The sequence below is a fragment of the Burkholderia sp. MSh2 genome (genome assembly GCF_000731655.1).
Taxonomy (GTDB): Bacteria; Pseudomonadota; Gammaproteobacteria; order Burkholderiales; family Burkholderiaceae; genus Burkholderia; species Burkholderia paludis.
This window is the reverse complement of the sequence record NZ_JPGM01000106.1, coordinates 1-17,282: the sequence shown is the minus strand read 5'-3', so window position 1 is coordinate 17,282 and position 17,282 is coordinate 1. Positions and strand designations below refer to the sequence as shown.

At 59.4% G+C, this 17,282-nt stretch carries 15 protein-coding genes and 2 pseudogenes; 7 read left to right on the top strand and 10 right to left on the bottom strand.

Going from position 1 to position 17,282, the window contains the following annotated elements:
* Positions 1–559 (bottom strand): annotated as a pseudogene (locus GQ57_RS40960) (transposase); the annotation flags it as partial.
* Positions 560–1,133: 574 nt separating this feature from the next.
* Positions 1,134–2,564, bottom strand: a complete 1,431-nt coding sequence (locus tag GQ57_RS36630) for a GAD-like domain-containing protein (RefSeq protein ID WP_034200459.1) — start codon at positions 2,562–2,564, stop codon at positions 1,134–1,136.
* 271 nt (positions 2,565–2,835) lie between these two features.
* Between GQ57_RS36630 and GQ57_RS36625 the strand changes: the two genes are divergently transcribed.
* Positions 2,836–3,414 carry a hypothetical protein gene (locus tag GQ57_RS36625; protein WP_034200458.1) on the top strand — a complete coding sequence of 193 codons (579 nt, stop codon included), beginning with the start codon at positions 2,836–2,838 and terminating at the stop codon, positions 3,412–3,414.
* 453 nt (positions 3,415–3,867) lie between these two features.
* The gene (locus GQ57_RS42695; RefSeq protein ID WP_152603457.1) at positions 3,868–4,443 is read left to right on the top strand and encodes a hypothetical protein; all 576 of its coding nucleotides are present in this window, start codon (positions 3,868–3,870) and stop codon (positions 4,441–4,443) included.
* 530 nt (positions 4,444–4,973) lie between these two features.
* Here the strand turns inward: GQ57_RS42695 and fabI are convergent.
* The 5 genes and pseudogenes from fabI to GQ57_RS36595 all read right to left on the bottom strand — a co-directional run bounded on the left by fabI (position 4,974) and on the right by GQ57_RS36595 (position 9,026).
* Positions 4,974–5,765: an enoyl-ACP reductase FabI gene (gene fabI / locus GQ57_RS36610; RefSeq protein ID WP_034200457.1), complete on the bottom strand. Its 792-nt coding sequence runs from the start codon at positions 5,763–5,765 to the stop codon at positions 4,974–4,976.
* Positions 5,766–5,906: 141 nt separating this feature from the next.
* Positions 5,907–6,143 (bottom strand): annotated as a pseudogene (locus tag GQ57_RS40955) (IS66 family transposase); the annotation flags it as partial.
* A gap of 315 nt (positions 6,144–6,458) precedes the next feature.
* Positions 6,459–6,860 (bottom strand): hypothetical protein, encoded by a 402-nt coding sequence (locus tag GQ57_RS36605; RefSeq protein ID WP_031397912.1) that lies wholly within the window; start codon positions 6,858–6,860, stop codon positions 6,459–6,461.
* A gap of 329 nt (positions 6,861–7,189) precedes the next feature.
* Entirely contained in the window at positions 7,190–8,092 is a 903-nt protein-coding gene (locus tag GQ57_RS36600) for an alpha/beta fold hydrolase (RefSeq protein WP_034200456.1), read from the bottom strand.
* Between the two features lie 25 nt (positions 8,093–8,117).
* Positions 8,118–9,026, bottom strand: coding sequence for an alpha/beta fold hydrolase (locus GQ57_RS36595; RefSeq protein WP_031397914.1), 909 nt, complete (start codon positions 9,024–9,026; stop codon positions 8,118–8,120).
* An 86-nt stretch (positions 9,027–9,112) separates the two neighbouring features.
* Between GQ57_RS36595 and GQ57_RS36590 the strand changes: the two genes are divergently transcribed.
* A complete protein-coding gene (locus tag GQ57_RS36590; protein ID WP_031397915.1) occupies positions 9,113–9,499 on the top strand; it encodes a MerR family transcriptional regulator in 387 nt (128 codons plus the stop codon).
* 232 nt (positions 9,500–9,731) lie between these two features.
* Here the strand turns inward: GQ57_RS36590 and GQ57_RS40950 are convergent, their stop codons facing one another.
* Positions 9,732–10,208 (bottom strand): GNAT family N-acetyltransferase, encoded by a 477-nt coding sequence (locus tag GQ57_RS40950; protein ID WP_081896870.1) that lies wholly within the window; start codon positions 10,206–10,208, stop codon positions 9,732–9,734.
* A 921-nt stretch (positions 10,209–11,129) separates the two neighbouring features.
* Between GQ57_RS40950 and GQ57_RS36580 the strand changes: the two genes are divergently transcribed.
* From GQ57_RS36580 to GQ57_RS36570, 3 genes are read left to right on the top strand one after another with little or no spacing between them, the layout of a single operon-like run.
* Positions 11,130–11,807 (top strand): class I SAM-dependent methyltransferase, encoded by a 678-nt coding sequence (locus GQ57_RS36580; protein ID WP_034200454.1) that lies wholly within the window; start codon positions 11,130–11,132, stop codon positions 11,805–11,807.
* Positions 11,808–11,863: 56 nt separating this feature from the next.
* Positions 11,864–13,141 carry a copper uptake system-associated protein gene (locus GQ57_RS36575; RefSeq protein ID WP_034200453.1) on the top strand — a complete coding sequence of 426 codons (1,278 nt, stop codon included), beginning with the start codon at positions 11,864–11,866 and terminating at the stop codon, positions 13,139–13,141.
* Positions 13,138–13,701, top strand: coding sequence for a TetR/AcrR family transcriptional regulator (locus GQ57_RS36570; RefSeq protein WP_052001616.1), 564 nt, complete (start codon positions 13,138–13,140; stop codon positions 13,699–13,701). Before GQ57_RS36575 ends, GQ57_RS36570 begins: the two co-directional genes overlap by 4 nt.
* A gap of 191 nt (positions 13,702–13,892) precedes the next feature.
* Here the strand turns inward: GQ57_RS36570 and GQ57_RS40940 are convergent, their stop codons facing one another.
* Positions 13,893–14,759, bottom strand: a complete 867-nt coding sequence (locus GQ57_RS40940; RefSeq protein ID WP_081896868.1) for a LysR substrate-binding domain-containing protein — start codon at positions 14,757–14,759, stop codon at positions 13,893–13,895.
* A 230-nt stretch (positions 14,760–14,989) separates the two neighbouring features.
* Here GQ57_RS40940 and GQ57_RS36565 point away from each other — a divergent pair, with 230 nt between their 5' ends.
* Positions 14,990–15,766 carry a class I SAM-dependent methyltransferase gene (locus GQ57_RS36565; protein ID WP_034200452.1) on the top strand — a complete coding sequence of 259 codons (777 nt, stop codon included), beginning with the start codon at positions 14,990–14,992 and terminating at the stop codon, positions 15,764–15,766.
* Between the two features lie 690 nt (positions 15,767–16,456).
* On the opposite strand, the gene GQ57_RS42685 is transcribed toward GQ57_RS36565, so the two are convergent.
* Positions 16,457–17,101: a hypothetical protein gene (locus tag GQ57_RS42685; protein WP_152601663.1), complete on the bottom strand. Its 645-nt coding sequence runs from the start codon at positions 17,099–17,101 to the stop codon at positions 16,457–16,459.
* Between the last annotated feature and the right edge of the window lie 181 nt (positions 17,102–17,282).

Here is a 17,282-nt window from a genome sequence, read left to right as displayed (position 1 = left end):
GGTTTGATGCGGAGATTCAGCTCGAGCTCGCGATAGATGCGGTAGATCCTCTTATGATTCCACCCGAAGCCCTTCACGTTGCGCAGGTACAGGAAACACAGCCCGAATCCCCAGTTACGGTGGTTGTCGGTCAGTCTCAGCAACCAGTCGGCGATCTGTTCGTTCTCTGCATTGCGCTTTCGCTCATAGCGGTAGCACGTCTGGCTTACGCCAAATGCCTCGCATGCAAGCCGGATCGACACCCCCCGGCGTGCTACTGCGTCCCTGGCCATCTCGCGGCGAGAAGATGGCCTCAGTCTTTTTTTGCCAGCGCCTCTGCGACGATCTCCGCCTTGATCTTCTCTTCGACGTACATCTTGCGCAGTCGTGCGTTCTCCGCCTCCAGTTCCTTCATGCGAGCCATCAGCGACACGTCCATGCCGCCGTACTTGCCGCGCCAGTTGTAAAAGGTCGCCGTGCTGATACCCAGCTCCCGACAAATCTCCGGCACCGCCAGCCCGGACTCCGCCCGCTTGAGCGCATCCATGATCTGGCTATCCGTGAACTTCGACTTCTTCATTGCGTAGAACTCCCTTTGCTGGAAATTCTACTTCCGATCCCGCTTACTGGCCGGGGGTATTACCCAGGCATTCTGGCTGGTTACAGACCTCAAAGGCTTCATCCACGTGGCTGACGCTCGGGGCGGAATGATCGATGACGAGTGGAGCGCAACTTGAGTCGGCCTCGCAGGGCGCGCGATGAAACGTCACCTGCCGGATCGGCAGAAAGCAGAAGGCCGACGTTGCCCTCGGCGATGCGGGCGACGGTTGAATCGATTGCACCCATCAATGATTGGCTGTACCCCGCAGGTGCTGCAGGATTGAGTCACGCGTGAAGGGGGCGACGCTGGTCGCTGCGTGGGATGTCCCCTTTCTCCGTAGACGGTACGCATAGAATGCTGCGACCCGCCGCACACCACACACGATGCCCAGGTCGAGCGCACGCCACCGGGAGGAGATGCCATGCCGATGTCGTATCTGCAGGCGCCCACGCCAAAGTACGGCGAACTCGGCCTGACGCCGGCATCCCTGCAGTTGATCGAGCAGGCCGCCGGTGCGTGGGCGGCCACATTGCTCAGCAGACGGATATCCGCATCATGTTTGCCAGCCAGGAGCGCGCGTCACCAAAACATCTCCAACCTTCGGGCCGTTCTCGATGGTGCCGTCGACGCCTCGCCGATAGGAAACACCGGCGCCGCAGGCATGAGGGGTCATCCGCCAAACCCAGCCTTCGAGATTGCGCCCGGAGTGCTCGGGAGAATAGAGCGGCATGTTCATGCGCAATCCGTCCTCCGATCCGAGATCCAGCGTGCACATGACGGCCCCCTCCCCTTCCTCTTCTTCATCCGGATTCGGTATGTCGACGTGCGTGATGGTCGCTCGTAACGGTTCGACATGGATCAATGCCTGCAGCGCTTTCGGAAAATCGTCGAACGGTGGCGCAACACGTCCATCGGCCTGCTCTTCAACGAATGCGTCGCTTAACGTCACTTTCCGAAAGTAGGACTCGCTGCGCCCCATCAGGTTGCGACCACCTATCGCGGTTGCCATATCCTCCAGTTCGTTGGCGCGAAGCAGGAAAGTTGTCCCGTTCGAATACATCGCGATTAGCTGGTCGTCGTCGGCGTCACCGCCGGACGAGTTGTGCTCCAGAGCAATATCGAGCGTAACGCCATCATCGCCATCGGAACTGCGTTGGGTCGTGTAGACGCCGCTATAGGTGCGCACGTTGACGCGCGCGAAAGTCTTGTCTTGAATTTCCCAGAGCAGCAGGTCGTATAGACCATTCGATTGCAAGGCAAGCAATCGATGCCAGTCCAGGTACGAGGACAGATACAAGCCGACAAGATCACGTTCGCTGACCATCTCCTCGAACCGGCTACGATATTCGTCAGGCAGTGCGTCAAGTACGGTCGCGGGACGTTTGGCTGCAGATGAGTGCAATTCAACGGCGTCGCGAAGCCGACGGTGCAATTCGAGCGCATTGACTTTTTCGATTCTCAGCATCTGCATGGACAGCGATACCTGCTCGACTTCATAGACTTCCCCTGGTTCCAGCGTTTGGCATGTCTCTCGTGCGGACCGTATCAGTACCGGAGAAACGATCGAGTGCAGCGAGGCCGGTTCGCACAAGATCTTGTTGAAGCAATCATCGAGGCTCCAGGCCAAATCCCCTGTTTGCTTCGATACAGGATCGATATATGCGACGTCCTCATCTATCGCGGTCAGTTTTCGATAGTAAAGCAGTGTCCCGAACGGGAGCAGCGCGATGGGAATACGTCGCACGGAACCAGGTGGTGAGATAATCCAGCGATCAAGCGTTGCTTGCCATTGACCAGGATCGATCAGGGCAAGTTGGAGGCTCCCATACAGCCCAAGCCCTTTGGTTCGCCAGAGTTGAAGCAGACTGGCAGGGAGGATGCCACTATAAGCGGACACAAGATCGCGAGGAGCCGGAGAAACGTGTCGTGACGGGGGATGTGATTGCACGAAGCGATGAAGCGCGAGACGGCGGAAAAAGCTCATGGCAACCACTCCAATAAAATATCAATGCCATCAAATATCGCCTTGATATTATCTCATCAATGGAACTATCGACGTTCAGTCACCCGTAAAACGGGCTACGACATAGTGAGGTGCGCTCAGCGCATTCCGGACCATCAATTCAGGAATTGTTACTCAAGACAGAAATTTCCCCTATCAAGATAATCCGTCGCTGCTCCAGCCAATTTCCTCGGCCGCACCCTGATTTTCACGGGGGGGCGCCTCTCAATGTTCCTATCGTACCGCGCGCCTTATGACGACCTCGCCACTCCTCTCCAATGAGAAAATAGAGCTGTTGCTGACTCAGCAACCTATTTCTGACCGGCATCCTTGGGTGACTTGCGACGAGGCAGTCATCGATGATTACCTGAGAAACGCGTGCGATGCCATCGAGCGAACAACGGGAGCAAGATCGCACATTGAATGGGGACACTACGGGTCCGGCTACGCATCCTTTGTCGATGCCTGGTTTTACAAGGACACGCCGGAGTTTGACGTTGCACGACCACGTCCTCTCTGGGAAAGCCATGTCGGATTGGTGGTGTTGCTCAGTCGCCTATCCCCATACTTCGTGTTCATGGAAGGAGAGAAGCATTGGCATCTTCGCGAACAGGGAAGCTACCTTCCGGCGTTTGACATGCTGGACAGGCTGGAAAACAAAGGGGTCCAGCAGTTGGCGAAGGACGTGCAACCTGTTCTGGAAAGCTACGGCCTTGCTCGCGCAACTCGTATCGAACTATCGGATTCATTGCCGCCCGGCACGTATGTGCCGACGATCCTCAATGATCGCGGACACACACAGTTCGACGCGCTCTTCTACTGGGAAGATTGAACATGTGAGCGCATTGCAATGTATTTCCCCAGTGAAAACCTGCTCACGCGACAATGGACGAAACGACGATGAGCACAAGGATGGACGAGGACATCAAGCGATGGCGACCACACTCGCCAGGTTGTCGAACGACGAAGTGCTGGACGAACAGGTCGCTTTTCCACCACGCGCCGACGAGGCCGCCCCTTGCATTGTCCAATGCCAGCAGCTTCCTGCGCAAAGCCCTCACGCTTAACGGTCCACTCGGCCTGACTGACATCGAAGCGGTACATCTGAAACGTCGGCCCGCGACAAGTGAATGGACGGGATCGCCATGGAGGTGCGAATATTCAGGGGCGCCTGGAGTTCTACGAACAGTGACGCCGCGTGATCAACCAGGTGAACCCATATTCGCAGGACGATGCGCACTTGCGGTATAAAATCCGGCAAACCACACACTGCTCCCGAAACGAAATGAGTCACGGCTCCCCTGATCTGATTCACATCCATGAGGACGACTGGGGGCTACGCAGCCTTCACCCTGTCGCTGTCCTGCGTGAAGTAAGCAGCGATATTGAAGCGGCGCGAGATGCCAGTCAAAAAAACCAGGCGACATCGGGAGTTGGCTGGACTGATCTGCACATCATTCAACAGCCTTCGACAAACTACGCCCAAGCCGGGCTTCGCTTGGCTGATGTCGTCACGGCTCTGAGCTCGATCCAGCCCCGGGTCAAGCGCTTTTACGCAACAGCTTCCGCCGGGTTTGATCTGGCGCAGCGAGATCCCTATGGTTCCTATGACGAAGATGCCTGGTGCTTCGGGCGCCAGCATTGTTATCTCAAGGTGGAAGTCAAAGACGACCTCGTAACGGAAATCTGGTTCGATATTTCCAGCTCAGACGCAGCAGATGCCGATGCATTGCGCCGCATGTTCGAGGCAATCGATCGGCTCGTGCCTGGCATGGTGGCCGACTACTGCATGGACGCCCAAGGTCTGATCGCGGACCGCGAATTTCTCGATATGTACTTCCAGCGTGTAATGGCGGACTAACGTACGTGTTTCGCGTTCCTTTGGATAGGCCATTCTCGATCCATAACGCGCCTTTCACGCTCTTTCCGCAGGGCGCTGCGCTCCTTTTGGCGCTGCTGCCAGATCGGTTGTTGCGCGCTCGTTGCCGATAGCCTGCCCCTGCCCCCTTGAGCGGCTGCAGGGTGCACCTTCGTATTCAGCGCAAACTCTCATGCCCGAATAACAATCAACCTTACCGGCACCCGACTCCGTTCAGGCTCATCCGCGTTTTGGAAGGTACCGATCGTCAAGCTTTGTTGCGCCGTGCCAGCCAAGCGATTCCGATACCGGCCCGGTACGTCGGATCGGTTATTCCCCATCGGGTATTCAACGGGCGAATCTGATCGCCGGCCCGGTGCGGAGTGCCTGTATCGCTCAACCGGTTCACGCGGCTGACAGTCGAGGCAGACACGTCCACCTGTCGAGCGATCTGACGTTGCAGCAAGCACTGCTGGCGCAATTCCACGATCGGCAAGGCCGTTGCGGGAGCAACGGTGCGTGGAGAGCGGCGCTTACTCTTCGAGACCGGCCATCCCGCCGACAACCGCATTGAAACCGCTGTCGACGTGCATGATCTCGGCCGTCACGCCGCTCGCGAGGTCCGACAGCAGGAACGCGCCGGCATTGCCGACCTGCTCGATCGTCACGTTGCGCTTGAGCGGCGCATTGTGCTCGACGAATTCGAGGATCTTGCCGAAGCCCTTGATGCCGCTCGCGGCGAGCGTCTTGATCGGGCCCGCCGAGATGCCGTTCACGCGGATGCCCTTGGCACCGAGCGACACGGCGAGGTAGCGCACGCTGGCCTCGAGCGCGGCCTTCGCAACGCCCATCGTGTTGTAGTTCGGAATCGCCTTCTCCGCGCCGAGGTAGGACAGCGTCAGCAGCGACGCGTCTTCCGACAGCAGCGGCAGCGCGGCCTTGGCGAGCGCGGGGAAGCTGTACGCGGAGATGTCGTGTGCGATGCGGAAGTTCTCGCGCGTCAGGCCGTCGAGGAAGTCGCCCGCGATCGCTTCGCGCGGCGCGAAGCCGATCGAGTGAACGAGGCCGTCGAGCCGGTCCCAGTGCTGGCCGAGCGAGGCGAACAGCGCGTCGATTTGCGCGTCGTCGGCGACGTCGCACGCAAACACCAGCGTGCTGTCGAACTCCGCGGCGAATTCGGTGATGCGATCCTTGAAGCGATCGCCGACGTAGGTGAACGCGAGTTCGGCGCCTTCACGATGACAGGCCTTGGCGATGCCGTATGCGATCGAACGGTTCGACAGCAGGCCCGTCAGCAGAATGCGTTTACCAGCGAGGAAGCCCATGAATTCTCCTGTTGAAGCGCACGCCCGCGTCATTCGGCAGGCGGCGGATGGTGATGATCGGTTACGAGTGGGTAAAATTCTCTCACATTGGTATTCACGATCGACCGAGAGGCTTCCATGACGACATGGTTTTCCCGCAGCCGCACGGCCGGAATCGCCTCGCTGAGTGACGGCACGTTTGCCATCGAAGTCGGCACCGCTGAACAGGCTTCCGTCTGCCGAGGGCAACGCCACGCGGCGCTCGCCCGGCGATCAGGTTTCGACTTCTGAACGCCCGCCGCTACAGTAAAAGACAAGCGCCGGCCGGCGGTTTGGCGCGTATCGAATCGCCTTGGTCGTATCGGGTTTTGCGGAAAGCACGACACACATCGCTTCGAATCAGCTGAGCGCCGCGTGGCAAGTATCGTTTAACCGCGCTTCAACCCGGACAAGATCTTCGTGCGCACGGGCGACGGCATCAACACCTGCGTTGCAGCGATTCAAAACAGCTTTGGAAAAGCCGCAGGTCTTCACTCGAGCGCTTCTGCTCCCGGACCACTACCGAATGGGGCATGCCGTCGATTCCGCCGCAATCATATCGGCGCATAGGGCGAACTCGCATTGTCCATGCGCAACCTCACGATCATGAAGCGCGGCCAAGCAGGCAAACCTCTCCCGGTTTGGCCCGGTGGGTTCGGACAGTCTGCGGACACGCTATCCGAAAACCCGAGCCCATACCGCCCGAAGGCGTCGCGCGCGGTCTTCGAAGAGATATGAGGCCGCCAGCGTCAAGAGACCTGAAATTGCCCCCGTCACGATGTGCTCGACATAGGGGATACGGTAGTGACTCGTGTGCGAGTAAGCGTCGCCCAGTGCCGTGAGGACGCCAACGACCAGCGCATTGCCGTATCGATTCACGTAGAGTTTCGCCGCAGGCGTGAACGTCAACAGTACGGCCAGGAGTCCGGTAAGCAGGCCCGTATGAAATGCAATGGTCCAGTGGGCAAGGCTCATGATATTGCCCCAGCTCCCCGGCATGCAGGTCATGCACGCGCTGGTCGGCTGCCAGAAGCGCTGGATAAACAGTCTGACGCGAAGCTTCCACTCGGTTGACATCATGCATTCCCATCAATGCCGTCGTCACGGCCGACGTCGCCACACGTATCGTTGAAGCCGCTCCCCAACCCCTTTAGCGAGCAGGTTGGCAGTACGCCGCAGCAGTCGAGCAATAACCTGGAGATGGGGGAATACTACTCCACGATCCGGCGGCCACCGTCTCGACCGAGACCGGAATTCAACGCCTGCGTCCACCAGTGCGGCCACGTCCGTAACGGGCATCGAACGATGCGCTTCCGCGCGAAGTCGGCGTCCGGCATCGACTGCGGATTCAAGCGCTCGATAACCGCCCCCCCTTCGACAAAACCGTCGTTGTCACGCTAAAGCCGTTAGATCAGGAAATTCTCGAGGAAGGCCAACACCTCGGCCGGGGCATCCTCAGGCAGCAGATGCCCACCGGGCAGTCCGCCACCCTTCACATTGTCAGCCCACCTCGACCACGTATCGACGGGCGACACATGTCTCGCCTTTTGCTCCATGTCGCTCCATAGCACCAGCACCGGACAGACAAGCTTGCGGCCCGCTGCACAATCGCTCGCGTCGTGTTCCAGATCCTCCGACATGGCGGCGCGATAGTCTTCGCAGATCGCGTGACGCACGTCCGGGTTCCGGAATGCGGTTCGATAGGCTTCCAGCGCCAATGTATCGATCCGCTCAATGCCTCCCGCCATCCTCGCAAGCGCGGCGTCGATGTAGGCGTCCGGATCGGCCGCCAGCATCCGTTCCGGAAGGTCCGCAGGCTGCGACAGAAAAAACCAGTGCCAGGCATTGAACGCAAAAGTCCTGTCGACCTGCGCGAACGCATCCAGCGTGGGCACGACGGCCAGCGATGCATAGGCGGTGACACGCTGAGGGTGATCCAGCGCAAGCCGGTATCCGGCGCGAGCGCCCCGATCATGTCCGGCCACGGCGAACCGTTCGTACCCGAGCCGATCCATCAGCGTGACGAGCGCGCCGGCCACGCGGCGTTTGGTCCATCGCGGCCGATCGTTGCGGGTCCGGCTGTCGCCGTATCCCGGCAGGTCCGGTATGACGACGGTGTGCGACCTGGCGAGCGCCGGCGCCAACAGTCGCCACGCGACGTGGGTCTGCGGATAGCCGTGCAGCAACAGCACCGGTGATCCCGTTCCGCCGACGACACCCCGAAACGAAACCTCGTCAGTTTCGATGTCGAGCCGGGTAAAGCCGGGAAAGAAGTCCGCCGCTGCAGTTCGTTCGACGTCGGGTTCCACGTTTGCCTCCTTGTGCAGGAATGCTTCATTTCCCGGATACCGACCTGACGAACCCGGCCAGATCGCGGTTGAATCGATCGGGTTCCTCCATGAACGGTGCGTGGCCCGCGTCGGCGTAAACTTTGCTGATGATGCGTGGATTCACCGCGGTCACGCGGGCCAGCGTCGCAGACGTGTCGACCAGCGCATCGCGGCCGCCGTACAGGAACAGCAAGGGCACGCGCGTCTTGCCGAGCGCCTCGGCGGCAAACACCGTCATCGTCGGGACTTCCCTCTGCATGTCCCACGACGCCATCGCGGCATTGGCGAGCAATCGGCTGAAGGTGTCGGCATCCGGACGATGGTTGAAACACAGCCCGACGAAGGCACGCTCGCCGTCGAGATGCGTCTTCAGGTCCGACGCATTCATGTCCCGATAGACCTCGGGATGCTCGACGATCTGACCCGGCACGAGTTCGACCACACCATCGACATACACGGCACCGGCGATGTTGCGATCGCCGTACGTCGCGAGGTAGTTCGATATCACCACGCCGCCAAGCGACCAACCGACCACGACCGGCTTTTTCGCGTGCGAGCCGTCGATCACCGCTTCGAGGTCGTCGGCCCAACGGCGTCCGTCGTGATACGGCGCGCCGCCGGATGGTTTATCCGACAGGCCGTGGCCGCGCAGATCGAAGGTGATGATCCGGTATGGACGCAAGTCGGCGCTTTGCACTTGCGCTTCCCAGTTCAGGCGACTGCCAAGCAGGCCGTGAATGAAAATGACCGGTGCGCCGTCAGGGTTGCCGCTTTCCTGAACCGCAAGCTTTACTCCATCCTTCGATGTCACCGTATAGCTTGTCGGAGCAGCGACCGCGTCGGGCATCGACACACATGGCGTTGCCGCCGCGACTGCGGCGGTCAGCAGATAACTGAGCATTCGGGTGGGCATCGGAGAGTCCTCAAGGTGAATCGTCCGCCCAGTCTCAACCCTCACACCGATGTCAGAGTCAAGCGATTCGTGCTAGCCTGCTTTTCATGGACAAGATGCCCCCGAAGGAACTGCTGACTATCGGAGAAGTTTCGCGGCGTACCGGTGCAAGCGTGCGATCGATCCGTTACTACGACGAACACGGCTTGCTCGCGTCGGTGCGCGCGAACAATGGATACCGGATGTTCCCCGACAAGGCGGTCACGCAGGTCAGGCAGATCCAGCGCATGATCGCGACCGGCTTCACCATTGACGACATTCTCGGCTTCCCGGACTGCATGCTTCTGATCGAAGGCGCCCGTTCGTGCGACCAGATCACCGATGTCCAGCGGCGACGCCTCGAAGCCATCGATCGTCAGATCGCGGATCTCGAACGACGTCGCATGAGGCTCATCAAAACCCTGTCGGAAGGCGCGATTCCACCGATCGAGTAAGGCGCGGCGTTCGAATGGCCGAACCCGCGGCACACCAATCCATCGTCAAACCGTCGCATTCGGCGCCGACTTCTTCCTGCGAAGCGCCACGCGTCGGCCATTGCATTCCTTCGTGCCGGGTCGGGTGCCGAGTTGACGGCAACGCGTGCCGGCGGCACGGCGTTGCTCGGGTAAGCGGCAAACCTTCAGGTGTCGCTGGCTGCGGCGAGATGAGCAACGCGTCACGGCCACTTCACGCCTGACGATGGCGCGCGTCGCTCTCCAGGTCACCTGGAGGCCCCCCGCGTGACTCCAGAAGAATGTAGTCCCCGTCCTCCGATATTCCGGAACCGACTTCGATGAAGTTGCAGGCTCGGTAGAACGAAAGCGCCGACAGATTGCGAGTCAGGCACTTCAATCGATAGCGTGCTGTCGGCCATTCCGGCAATGCGTGCAGGAGAGCGCGACCGACGCCGAGTCGCTGGCGATCGAGCCCAACATACAGATGATGAATGAAGTTGTCCGGCTCCCAAACCGAAACAAAACCCGCCGGAAGCCCGGAGTCGTCTTCGGCGATCAGCAGCAGTTCGCCTTGCGTCTGTTCATCCAGATCCTCGCTCCGGATCTTTTCAGGCTCCAGCCATGGGTAAGCATCCCGGCGAACCTCCATGAACAGTTGCCGCAATTTGGGCCAGTCTTCCGCGACCGCGGAACGTATTGCAACAGACATCTCGCATTTCCTTTAATCGACGCGTTACCGGATATCCTTCGCGGCACGCTTGGCGCCTTATGCGCGTTGGCTCGTGATGCCCCGTCAGCAAGCTTCAACAGGCACGATCGTGATGATTCGGAATAATGCATCGTTGGTGCCTTCACTGCGATATAGGTCGCACCGGGCGGTGCACAACGCGAATGCGACACGAATCGTGCGAGACCTGGATAAAACCCCCTAAAGGCATTTCGAACTGCACCGGCCGCCGAGTCTGCTGTTGCATGACGATCGCCCTGGACGCCACATGGCGCCGGTGACAAACATCCAGAACCCGCAGCCGCGCACGATCACAAACTCGGCGCTCGCTATCAATCATGAGATCGAACATCGCGAGTTCGCGAAGGTTCGACGTCATCGGAGGCCTCATCCGGATCGCCCGGATTTCGCGGCGCGCTAACGGCGGCTTCTGCAGGACAAGCGCGCCCTTGTTCCATGGCCCACGGTTGCGAACGGCAACGTTACCAGATTTTCCGACAATTGCCTTTCAGTCAAAGGGAGATTGATTGTGGGGCCCCTTGGACAGCCGCTATCCGGTCTCATTCGGTCCTTGAAAGCCGTTCCGCGTCGATCGGCGATTCGATGTCGAGCGGAACTGCCTTTGCGGAAAGTTGCGGATGAGCGGTCGGCTCCAATATGGCCCTCCCTCGCGCCTCGACAGCCGTTCCTTCGAACCACGAACACCCCGACTCCCGACGGACTGACGCATCGCGCGAAAGCCGTGTTCCTTGTCGGTCGACGACGACTTCGAACGAATTGAACCCTCCCGTCGTGAGGTTATTCGCAAGTTCCTCCGCACGATTCGATATTGGTTGGTAACATACCAAATCAGGTTATCCCTCTGTTTTCATTGTTCTCAACGCTCACGCGAGGATTTCTTCGATGGCAGATTTCGACACCTCCGCAACCAGCTACGACCAGCGCATTCCAACCCTCGTCCCGGGCTATGCGCTCGCCCAGGACGTCGTGCGCGCAATCATGCTCGACCTCCTCCCGACCGACGCTTCGATCCTCATCTGCGGGGCGGGCACAGGCGCGGAACTGCTTCGGCTCGGCCAGGCGGCCAGCCGCTGGCGTTTCACCGCGGTCGATCCGTCCGCCGCGATGCTCGGGGTCGCCCGGACAAAGGTGCAGCACGCCGCGTTGGCAAATCACGTCGCATGGCATCCATGCCGTCTCGAGGATGCGCCGCCGGGGCAGCATGACGCCGCCGTCTCCCTGCTGGTGGGGCATTTCATCCCGGACGACGGAGCCCGGCTCGACTATCTGCGCGCGATGGCGATGCGCATGAAACCGGGCAGCCCCGGCCTGCTTTTCGAATACGAAGCCACCCCGCTTCCCGACGGCGCCTATCGGCACTGGCTGATCGCGAACGGACTCAATCACGAGGACGCCGCGGACGTACAGGCGCGGATCGACACTCACTGGCATCCCGTGACGGCGGAACGGAGGCAGGCATTGTTGAAAGAGGCGGGATATAGGTCGTCGGAAACGTGCTTTCAGGCACTTGGGTTCCGTGTTTCGCTGGTTCGTCGACACGAAGCGGGAGGCGCGGCATGAAACGTTCTTGCACTGAAAGCAGGCGCTCCACGGCGGCCCGCCGCGTACCGAAAGCCGTGCTCGCCATCTGGATGCTGTTCGCGCTTCTGTTCGGCCATCCGTCGACGTCACTGGCGGCGGCCGACGGCCCTGCGACAACCCTCGTCGTCGGCACGATCAAAGCGGACAAATACGATCGCGCGGGCGGCCGCAGCGGCACACCGGTGATCTTCATCCCCAGCCTCGGAGCGGGACCCTGGATCTGGGGCGGGCTGGACCGGCGATTCGCGTCGTCCCATCCGGTCTATACGCTAACGCTTGCCGGCCTCGATGGACGCCCGGCCGCGTCGGCGCCGGTCATCGAAAAAGTCGTGGCGGATCTTGCGCGCCTGATCGTCCAGCAACATCTCGACCGCCCGGTTCTGATCGGCCACAGCCTGGGCGGCTACATCGGGTACCGTTTCGCGACCGAGCATCCGGACCTTGTCGGGCGACTTGTCGCAATGGAAGGCTTTCCCGTGTTCCCGCCGCTGGCAAACGCGGATGCCGCCACACGGCGCGCAGCCGCACAAAAGCTTGCCGGCACGTTCACCGAAGGCGGCACGCCACAAGCGTTCCTGGCGTCCATGCAGGGCTTTCTGGAAGCGCGGATGAACGATTCGAAGGAAGCGGACCGCCTGGCCACGCTTGCGTCACGCAGCGATCCGAAGGCAGTGGCCGAATACGTTCTCGAGATGCTGCCCGCGGATCTCCGCCCTGACCTCGTCAAGCTGAAAGCGCCGGTCTTGGCGATCGTGGCGGCCAATTCCTACCGGAAGGGTGCGAGCGAATCCGACATCCGCGCCTTCTATACGGGCATGCTGGCCAACGCGCCCCAGGCCAGCGTGGTGATCGTCCCGAATGCGCGGCACTTCGTCATGCTGGACCAGCCGGATGCCGTCTATCGATCGATCCGGCAATTCCTGCAAGATACACGGACAGCAGACGCACCGCATGCCCCGGCGTCCGACGTTTCCCTGATCCGTCAAATGCTCCACGATCGTTTCGATAAACCGGATGCGCCCCTGACGGTCGGCCCGATCGCCGTCAGTGGCGACGCCGCGATTGCCGACTGGGCGCAGGGTGCCACCGGCGGCCGCGCGCTCCTGCGACGCCGGCAAGGCCAATGGTCGATTATGCTGTGCGGCGGCGAAGCACTGAAAGAAACCGCAACGCTTGTGCAGGCGGGACTCGCCATGCCGCAAGCGACCGTGCTCGCCAACGATCTCGCCGCGATGGAGCGCACGCTTTCACCTGCGGTCCTGGCCCGCTTCGGGCATTTCGCGGGTCTGGTACACATGGATGCGAAGCAATGAACGAACACTTGTCCCGGAAACGCGATCCGGAGCCCGAAAACAGCATACGCACGCGTCTTCTCGACGCTGCGTTCGAATTGATCCGGACGCAGGGGGTGCAGGCGCTGACCCAACCGCGCGTCGCCAAACTGGCCGGCGTTCGCCAGTCCCACCTGACCTACTATTTCCCGCGCCGCGCCGATCTGTTCTTTGCGCTGTTCGAAGCGTCGCACGCGCGCGCGCATGCCCATTCCGGTCATGGGGACGTGCAAGAAACGCCGAATTTCTTCGCATTCCTGAATCAGCTCATGTTCGATCGGGAGCGGGCGCGATTCTTCTTCACGACCATCCTCGAGGTGAGCGAAGAACCCGCACTCCGGTCGGTAGTCGCGGAACATGCGCGAAGTCTCGCTCGGTTCGTCGCGCCGCATTTCGGACGGCAAGCGGACGATCCAGGCGTGGCGCTCTTTATCGACCTCCTGCGGGGCATGGCGCTTAGAGCGCTGCTCGAACCTGAAGCGCCGCTACCGGATATCGTCAAGGTCGCCGCCGCGTTGGGGCTGCATGCAGCGGCAGGTTGATCGGGAGTGCGGATGATGTGGCCGACGGGCAATGCGGAGGCTAACCGCTGGTGGACGACGGTCGTTCGTCGTTTTTTGGGGAAGAACGGGGTTGCTTCCGGGCGCGGACGCCGTTTATATGGGCCATGAATCCGGGGGCTCGTTTCAAGGCGAAGCCTCGCTCTCACCTGACCATGCAATAAAAAGTGTCGTCATGCGCGATCCCCTGTCACAAGACGACCACGTAGCCACGAAACGAACTCATCGAGATTTGCAGGGGGTGTTCTGTTTGCAGGTAGCGCCATCAATCCAAATGGCAATTCCACGAATCCCCACGGCGCAACGAGCTGCCCCTCGTTGAGCTCTTTACGTACAAGTCTGCGCTCGACGAGGGCAACGCCGAGTCCGGAGAGTGCAGCTTCAATGCATAGGTGCGTGTGCGGGAACGATATCTCTCCTCCGGTTCCGACTCCGCAATTGGCCCGCTCGTCCCAATGTGTCCATGCACTTGATGTGAAATCGTGGGCAATGCGTATGCCGGTCTCGGCTGAGCCTCGATATGCAGGGGAACACACGGGTCCGAATGTAACTGGCGCAAGCAGCGTTGCGCGACCGAGGTCGCTTTCCGGATATGACGTGAGATCCCATGCAATGACCAGGTCCGCTCCTTCGTTACGGATTTCACGGGCCGAGGTCATTGACAGGCGGATACGGACATCAGGATGCTCGCGATAGAAGTCCGCTAGATTGGGAACGAGCCAACGCATTGCGAAAGTCGCGCTACAAGCAACGTGCAAACCTGCGCGTTGTACCTGATCGCGTACCTTCGCGTAGCCGTGTTCGAGCTGCTCGAAAACTGACGTGACAACGGAGTTAAGTTGCTGCCCGTGTCGATTCAGTTTTAGCCCTGTTCCTTCCTTGTCAAAGAGCGGTGCTCCTACATGCTCTTGAAGGAGCCTCAACTGCCGGCTCACCGCGCCGTGCGTTCTGGACAGCTCGTCCGCGGCTTTTGTGACCGATTGATGCCTGGCCGTCGCTTCAAACGCGCGCAGCAAGGAGAGCGGAGGTAGAGCACGCATGTTTCTGCCCCTTCGTTAAAAAAACTGACGGATACGAGCAAAAAAACTCGATGTTCGAATAGTACCGTGTGCGCTTATTCTAGTTTTCGCAAACTATCGGCGATGCAGGAGAGACACCTTCAGCAGTCTTTCCGTCGTTGAAGGTGGCTGTATGAGACACCGAGTTCGTTGCGCAAAAGGATTATGCAATAACAAGCTTTCGTTAGTTTACTAGTGAAAAGGATCTGCACATGGATAACAGACACGAGGACGGCAGTGCGGGCGATGCCAACTATGGATCGATAGGTACCAACTACACCCTTTACCGGCAACCTGATCCTTATATTGATGGCTGCATCAGGAAAGCTCTCGGCGATACCCGATCGGTTCTCAATGTCGGGGCCGGCGCTGGCTCCTACGAGCCTCTTGACCGTGATGTCACGGCAGTTGAACCTTCGGCCTCGATGCGGGCCCAGCGGCCTCCGTATCTCCCGATTGCCATCGATGCGGTGGCGCAAAGCCTGCCTTTCGCGGATGGCAGCTTCGATGCAAGCATGTCGACGTTCTCGGTGCATCAGTGGCCCGACCTGAACGCCGGACTTGCCGAAATGCGGAGAGTGTCGCGCGGACCCGTGTTGATCCTGACGTGCGATCCTGCACAACTAAGCGCCTCCTGGCTTGCGGAATACGCGCCCGAGATGATCGCGGTGGAGGCGCGGCGATACCCGGCGATTCAGTCCATCGTCGATGGATTGGGCGGCCGGGTGGACGTCGAGTCCGTGAAGATTCCCTTGAATTGCGTGGACGGCTTCGCCGAAGGCTATTACGGGAGGCCTGAAAGGTTGCTTGAAGCCGGCGCGCGGCGCGCCAATTCCGCGTGGAGTTTCGTTGAACCTGGCGTGGAGGCGCGTTTTGCAGAGCGACTCAGCCGCGACCTCGAAAACGGCACGTGGGACGCAAAGTATGGCTTTCTTCGCACGCTGCCGATGTTCGATGGATCACTGAGATTGATTATCGGCCATGCCTAGCCACTCGAAGTGATCTCGAACGGAGTTGGGTGTAATAAGGCCGTCCGTTAAATGTAATACTGGCTATTGCTGCGGCATCAACACACCGTCTTGGGAAAGAAGGTTTGACAGTTCAGACGGGGAGAGTCGTTTCATCTTCTTTTCGATCTTGCGATCGTATTACCTGTCGTTGGGCTCCGAGGCCTGAGCCTTGCGGGCGTATTGCTGGACGAAGCGACTAAGTTCGCCAGCTAGCCGAGTTTTCGTGCGATTCGTAGTCATGTGTCGATCTCGCACTAATTCAAGTCGTATGGCCGACAAGTCGACTTAGCTCAAGTACGTCGACCCGTTGTCCGACTCTCACGCTTTCGGAAAAAACTTGCCCAACTGGGAAAGGCGATGTCGACTCTCAAGCTTTCACCTGGATAGTGAATTTCATTATCGGCGTACGAGTGAAATCCACCGAAGAGATCATTGTCGAATGTGAATTTATGGTGCGGTGCGTACCCGCTGCGCACTCCGCGCGTCCTCGGCTCAGGAACGTCCGCTGCAATATGGAATGTTGCAATTACGTTTTGCATTGAGCTACCGTGCGTGTTTCGATCATGTATGCAACTACCGGTTGAATCCATCGTCAGTCCCAATCGCACACTGACCACTACGGCGTTCACGTCGGAGAGCAATTGCATGCCAACACATGCTTTTTCGTGTTTACCAGTATGCGTCCATTCCATGCTCCCGACGAGCCCAATATTCGCACCACCTGGCGGCCGAAAACAGTATGTGCGCGGTCGACTCCGGGCTTTCTGGCTCGATTCCGTCAACTGTCTTTACATGCTCCACATGTGACACCTTTTCCCGTTGTGCATATGATGTGGCTGCGTCACGAATTCTCTCGCCCAGAACACCAAGATCTCTCGCAAGACAGGACTTGTAGAGGCCGGCGGTAACGTCGTCTCCTAGTATCCCGCAATGTTCTACCAGAAATTGTGCGCGAAAACTGTAGAGTTCGACATACCCAAAGGCGCCATTGGAATAGACCGGGATCCCATCGCATGGGGCAGCCAACTCAATCACGTAATAGCCTTCCATGGAGCGCATGAACTCCGCCTCCGAAGTCGTCGGGTGCTGGATCGTCCGGTAGCGATCTCGCGCCCAGGCATCGGCCCCAGGATCAAATCCGACTTGTGGTGCCTTGATCGTTTCGAACGGCGATACCTGAATTCCCAGCCATTGATTTGTAAGCTGCTCCTTGTCGATTGAAGCATCGCCACCTACAAGCAAGGAAAAAATCCGTTCAAATTCGTCCTTGCATCCTGCCTTTGGCCTACCAATTGGATTCCAGTCGAGTCCCATCAATTTTTCCTGTTGACTTAAGCAACTTTACGAACTGTGGTGTGGCTATTCCACGAAAATAGCATTGTCGACGATCCAGGCTCTTACATCGAATGACCGATTCTGGCTGCGGATTCAACCCGTCGATGCAACGAATTGATGAAATCGCTCAGCCGGTGTATCGAAGTCTAGTGTCTTTCGC

What these genes read in the sequence shown, in the direction of transcription:
- GQ57_RS42685 (WP_152601663.1), bottom strand. Translation starts at nt 17,101, where the DNA reads ATGGGACTCGACTGGAATCCAATTGGTAGGCCAAAGGCAGGATGCAAG.
- GQ57_RS42695 (WP_152603457.1), top strand. Translation starts at nt 3,868, where the DNA reads ATGAGTCACGGCTCCCCTGATCTGATTCACATCCATGAGGACGACTGG.
- GQ57_RS36565 (WP_034200452.1), top strand. Translation starts at nt 14,990, where the DNA reads ATGGATAACAGACACGAGGACGGCAGTGCGGGCGATGCCAACTATGGA.
- GQ57_RS36580 (WP_034200454.1), top strand. Translation starts at nt 11,130, where the DNA reads ATGGCAGATTTCGACACCTCCGCAACCAGCTACGACCAGCGCATTCCA.
- GQ57_RS40940 (WP_081896868.1), bottom strand. Translation starts at nt 14,759, where the DNA reads ATGCGTGCTCTACCTCCGCTCTCCTTGCTGCGCGCGTTTGAAGCGACG.
- GQ57_RS36570 (WP_052001616.1), top strand. Translation starts at nt 13,138, where the DNA reads ATGAACGAACACTTGTCCCGGAAACGCGATCCGGAGCCCGAAAACAGC.
- GQ57_RS36605 (WP_031397912.1), bottom strand. Translation starts at nt 6,860, where the DNA reads ATGTCAACCGAGTGGAAGCTTCGCGTCAGACTGTTTATCCAGCGCTTC.
- GQ57_RS36625 (WP_034200458.1), top strand. Translation starts at nt 2,836, where the DNA reads ATGACGACCTCGCCACTCCTCTCCAATGAGAAAATAGAGCTGTTGCTG.
- GQ57_RS36630 (WP_034200459.1), bottom strand. Translation starts at nt 2,564, where the DNA reads ATGAGCTTTTTCCGCCGTCTCGCGCTTCATCGCTTCGTGCAATCACAT.
- fabI (WP_034200457.1), bottom strand. Translation starts at nt 5,765, where the DNA reads ATGGGCTTCCTCGCTGGTAAACGCATTCTGCTGACGGGCCTGCTGTCG.
- GQ57_RS36595 (WP_031397914.1), bottom strand. Translation starts at nt 9,026, where the DNA reads ATGCCCACCCGAATGCTCAGTTATCTGCTGACCGCCGCAGTCGCGGCG.
- GQ57_RS36590 (WP_031397915.1), top strand. Translation starts at nt 9,113, where the DNA reads ATGGACAAGATGCCCCCGAAGGAACTGCTGACTATCGGAGAAGTTTCG.
- GQ57_RS40950 (WP_081896870.1), bottom strand. Translation starts at nt 10,208, where the DNA reads ATGTCTGTTGCAATACGTTCCGCGGTCGCGGAAGACTGGCCCAAATTG.